The organism is Rhabdothermincola sp., from assembly GCF_036846205.1.
Lineage (GTDB): Bacteria > Actinomycetota > Acidimicrobiia > Acidimicrobiales > Acidimicrobilacustridaceae > Rhabdothermincola.
On record NZ_DAIUCK010000150.1, the window covers coordinates 1 to 4778 of the forward strand.

Consider the following 4778-nt stretch of genomic DNA (forward strand, 5'->3'; position numbering starts at 1 on the left):
GGACTGACGGCGCTCCTGGACCTCTCCCTACGGTTCAGTCAGAGAGCGAGCGGGAGCCCTCCCGCTCGGGAAGGTGCGGCGTACCGTCGCGCATCGGTGGGAACTCGTAGGTGGCGGCCGTGGTGGATCTCACGATCGCCGTGATGTCGGGCTCTGGCAGGGTCTCGGTGTCGTCGTCGATCACCACCTCCCACCGGCAGTGCGGGACCCGGTCCGCGGGATCTCGGGGTGGGCGATGCACCGGGCGGATCCGGGCCTTGGGATTGACCGCCTGGGCGGTGTAGTCGAAGGTGCCGTCTTCGATGTGATGGCACATGCTGGTGACCGCCTTGGGTCCGTAGGGCTCCACGTCCAGCAGCGCCCCGCACGAGGCCAGCTCGAAGAAGCCGTGGCGCTCGTCGACCACCTCGTAGCGGACATCCATGTAGTGCTGAGCGAAGCCGGGGTCGACCTGCAGCACCTTGAAGATGGCCTCGACGTCGTCGCCGTCGATGTTGAGGATCCGGCGCAGGCGCTCGCCGTAGATGGGGCTGGCGCCACGCCACTCGTCGATCGCGATCTCCTGCACCGCCTGCTGCCCGTAGCGCATCCCGATGGCGGTGAACACGGACCGGTCGAGGAGCTGCACGATCAGTGCGTACTCGCGCACGAGACGCACGAGCGCCTCCTTGGAGAGGTCCTCGTAGCGGAAGTCAGGATCGAAGGGGCCGGAGTAATCGTCACGCTCGCTGGGGGTCATGGTCGCTCCTCGGTCGGGATCACGGTCGGATTGCTCACGTCTGGCGCCAGTGCCGCGGAGATCAGCTCCCCACGCCGGACCTTGCCGATCTCATTCCGGGGCAGGGCCCGGACAGGCACGACATGCGCCGGAACCTTGTAGGCGACGAGCTCGTTCCGGCAGTGGGCCACGAGCGACGCCGCGAGATCCGGCGGTGGAGGCCAGTTCCTCGGGACGACGAAGGCCACCGGCACCTCCCCCAGCCGCCGGTCGGGCACCCCCACCACCGCCACGTCGGCGACGGCTCCCGAGCTCCTGATGACCTCCTCGACATCGGCCGGGAACACCTTGAAGCCGCCCCGGTTGATGAGGTCCGAGACCCGGCCGTCGATCCACACGAACCCGTCGTCGTCGATGTGGGCCAGATCCCCGGTGCGGAGCCACCCGTCGGATGTGAGCCGGTCCGACAGGTCGACGGCCACGCCGCCGGCGCGCATGGCCGCGGTGCGCACGCACAGCTCGCCCCCGTCGATGCGGACCTCCACCCCGTCGTGGGGCCGACCGATCGAGCCCAGCTTGTCCGTCCCGTGGGCGCGGGCATCCGCGGCGTTCCAGCCGATGATCTCGCCACCCAGCTCGGTCTGCCCGTAGCTGTTGAGGACGGTCACCCCGAAACGGTCCGTGAACCGGCGGGCCTCGCTCGGCGAGAGCGGAGCCGTGATGCTGCGCACGAACCGCAGCGGCGAGAGGTCCCCGATCGTCGGGTCGTCCGCGAGCGCGCAGAGCGCAGCCGGCGGCAGAACGGTGGAGCGGATCTCGTGGCGGCGCACCAGCTCGGCGAATAGCGACGGTTCGAACTGCTCCATCACCACCACCGGTGCCCCGACACGGAACGCGAACAGCACCGTGTACAGCCCGGCCCACAGCGAGAGCGAGACGGGCACGAGATTCGGCATGGGTGCTTCGTGACGACGCTCCCCGGGCACCACGCCCAACTTGGCCAGGACCCCGTCGATCAGGCTGAGCACGGTGTCGTGACGCAGTGGCACCGGCTTCGGTGGACCGGTGGTGCCGGAGGTGAACTGCACCAGGGCGACCTCCGCCGATCGCGGCTGCGGTCGTGAGCGCGCAATACGCTCGACGGCCGGCACACCGTCGCGCAGGCGGACGGTGGCCACCGTCCCAGCCGCCTCGGCCAGCCGCTCCCGCTCGGCCACGGGAGCGCGCGGGTTGAGGGGAACGTAGGTCGCGCCCGCCCGCCACACGCCGAAGAGGGTGGCGACCAGCTCGCCACCGTTCGGCAGGCTCACCCCCACCCGGTCGCCGCCGCCGATGCCCTGCGCTCGCAGCTGCTCGGTGAGCGCGGCTGCCGTGGCGCTCAGCTCGGCCGCCCGCCAGATTCGCTCGCCGATGTGGACCAGTGGGCGATCCGGTGGCTCGGGCGGGTCGGGGAGCAGGTCCCCGAGGGTCACGGGCGCTGCCATTCCGGTGGCCGCTTCTCGGCGAAGGCCCGCGGTCCCTCTTCCTGGTCGGGATGCCCCCACAGGCTGACCAGCTCCTTCGCCCCGGCACGGCAGGCTTCGGTGAGCCCGGTCTCCAGCGCACCCCACAGCGCCCGCTTGGTCGCCGCCATCGCCGCGGGTGAGTTGCGGGCGATCTTCTCCCCCAGCTCCTGCGCCGCGTCCCGCAGGCGCTCGGGGGGATCGATCACCTCGCTGATCATTCCGAGCTGGTACGCACGGGCCGCGCTCATCCGCTCGTAGCGCCCCACCAACGCCATGCGCATCACCGCCTCGACCGGCATTTTGCGCAGCAGGCCGATCGCCTCCAGGGCGACCACCTGACCGATGGAGACGTGGGGGTCGAAGAACTCGGCGTCCGAGGCGGCGATCACGATGTCGGCGTCAGCCACCCAGTGAAACCCGCCACCCGCGCAGATCCCGTTCACCGCGGTGATCACCGGCTTCCAGACCTGCTGGTGCCACGCGGTGAAGTGCAGGTCGAGCTCTTCGAGGGAACGGCGGTAGCGCTCCATCCCGATGCCGTCCGAGGCGATCTCGGTGACATCGACGCCGGTCTGGAAGCAGCGCCCCTCCCCGCTGTGGACGATCACCCGCACCTCGGGGTCCGCGTCCAGCTCCTTCCACGCCACCGCCAGCTCGTCGCGCATCAGCGCGTTCATGGCGTTGAGCTGATCGGGGCGGTTGAACAGCAACCACCCCACCGGCCCCCGGCGCTCCACGATGAGGGTCTCGAACGACGAGTAGGTCACAGGTTCTCCTCCACGAGAATCGAAGCCCCGATCCGGCGAGCCTCGGTGAGCCCGGTCTCCAGCGCACCCCACAGCGCCCGCTTGGTCGCGGCCATCGCCGCGGGCGAGTTGCGGGCGATCCGCTCCCCCAGCTCCTGCGCCGCGTCCCGCAGATGCTCGGGAGGATCGATCACCTCGCTGATCACCCCCAGCTCGTAGGCCCGGGCCGCGCTCATCCGCTCGTGGCGACCGGTGAAGGCCATGCGGGCGATCGGCTCCATCGGGGACTTGCGCACCAGCGCGATGGTCTCGAACGCGCTCACCTGCCCGACGGAGACGTGGGGATCAACGAACGAGGCGGTCGACGCGGCGATGACGATGTCCGCATCGGCCACGAAGTGCAGCCCACCCCCCGCGCACACCCCGTTCACCGCCGCGATCACGGGCTTGTGGACCTGGTTGTGCCATGCGGTCAGACGCAGCTCGGCCCGCTTGGTGCGCCGGGACTGCTCGGCGAGCGCGGCGGGGTCCCTCGACAGCTGCACCACGTCCAGCCCGGTGGAGAAGGCGGGCCCTGCGCCGGTGTTCACGATCACCCGCACCGCGTCGTCGGCAGCCAGCTCCGCCCAGGCTCGTTCGAGCTCGCCGAGCATGACCGCGTCCATGGCGTTGCCGGCGTCGGGCCGGTCGAAGACCAACCATCCCACCGGCCCCCGCCGCTCGACGATCAGCGTCTCGTACCCCATGGCCATCTCAGCTCCGGGGCACCTCGCGCCAGGGCACCCCGCGCCAGGGATCCGGCTCCCGGGGCAGACCCAGGACCCGCTCCCCGAGGATGTTCTTGTTGACCTCGGTGGTGCCGCCCTCGATCGTGTTGGCCCGGCTGCGCAGCATCCCCCGCACCTCGTAGGGCAACGTGTCCTCGTACGGGGCCCCGGTGGGCGCCTCCCAGGCCATGGCACCCGCCCCGAGCAGGTCGGTGGCCAGCAGCTGGGTGCGCTGGTTGAGATCGCCCTGGTGCACCTTGCCGATCGAGCTCTCCGGGCCGGGCGGGCGCCCCGCTGCCAGGCCCGCCCGCACCCGCTCGTTGGTCCAGCCGCGGATGCGCTCCTCGCTGTAGAGCCGCATGAGCCGGTCGCGCACCAGGGGGTCGGCGATGGCTCTCCCGCCCGTAGGTCCCGTGCGCTCGGCGGCCAGCCCGATGAGCCGCCGGGTGCCCGAGCCCCCGATGCGGTCGACCCCGCCCGAGCCTTGGCCGGCGACCATCTGGCGCTCGCCGGAGAGAGTCGCGCCAGCCACCCGCCAGCCATCACCGACCGCGCCGACCCGGTGGTGGTCGGGTACCCGGGCCCCGTCGAGGAACACCTCGTTGAAGTCCACCTCGCCGGTGATGTGCCGCAGAGGCCGGACCTGCACGCCTGGTTGGTGGAGCGAGAGGAGGAAGTAGGTGATGCCCTCCCGCTTGGGGACGTCGGGATCGGTACGCGCCAGCAGCACGGCGAAGTCGGCCTGGTGCGCCCAGGTGGTCCACACCTTCTGGCCGGTCACCACCCAGTCGTCGCCGTCTCGCACCGCCCGGGTGGCCAACGAGGCCAGGTCGGACCCAGCACCGGGCTCGCTGAACAGCTGGCACCACACCTCCTCGTTGCGCACGATCGGCGGCAGGAAGCGCAGCCGCTGCTGCTCGGTGCCGTGCGCGAACAGCGCCGGGGCGGCCAGGTTTAGGCCGAGCGGGTTCAAGCGCCCCAGGTTGTACGGCGCCAGCTCCGCCTCGATGGCCCGGGCCACCTCCCGCCCCACACCCAACCC

General features: G+C 71.1%; 5 protein-coding genes. All 5 read right to left on the minus strand.

Going from position 1 to position 4778, the window contains the following annotated elements; all coding sequences use genetic code 11:
* Nucleotides 1-34 precede the first annotated feature (34 nt).
* The gene (locus V7004_RS15135; RefSeq protein WP_334145035.1) at nucleotides 35-739 is read right to left on the minus strand and encodes a hypothetical protein; all 705 of its coding nucleotides are present in this window, start codon (nucleotides 737-739) and stop codon (nucleotides 35-37) included.
* Nucleotides 736-2202, minus strand: coding sequence for a class I adenylate-forming enzyme family protein (locus V7004_RS15140; RefSeq protein ID WP_334145037.1), 1467 nt, complete (start codon nucleotides 2200-2202; stop codon nucleotides 736-738). The genes V7004_RS15135 and V7004_RS15140 overlap by 4 nt, the downstream gene beginning before the upstream one ends.
* Entirely contained in the window at nucleotides 2187-2990 is an 804-nt protein-coding gene (locus V7004_RS15145; protein ID WP_334145038.1) for an enoyl-CoA hydratase/isomerase family protein, read from the minus strand. Before V7004_RS15145 ends, V7004_RS15140 begins: the two co-directional genes overlap by 16 nt.
* The gene (locus V7004_RS15150) at nucleotides 2987-3715 is read right to left on the minus strand and encodes an enoyl-CoA hydratase/isomerase family protein (protein ID WP_334145040.1); all 729 of its coding nucleotides are present in this window, start codon (nucleotides 3713-3715) and stop codon (nucleotides 2987-2989) included. Before V7004_RS15150 ends, V7004_RS15145 begins: the two co-directional genes overlap by 4 nt.
* Nucleotides 3716-3722: 7 nt before the next feature.
* On the minus strand, nucleotides 3723-4778 hold a 1056-nt coding region (locus V7004_RS15155), incomplete at its 5' end, for an acyl-CoA dehydrogenase family protein (protein WP_334145042.1).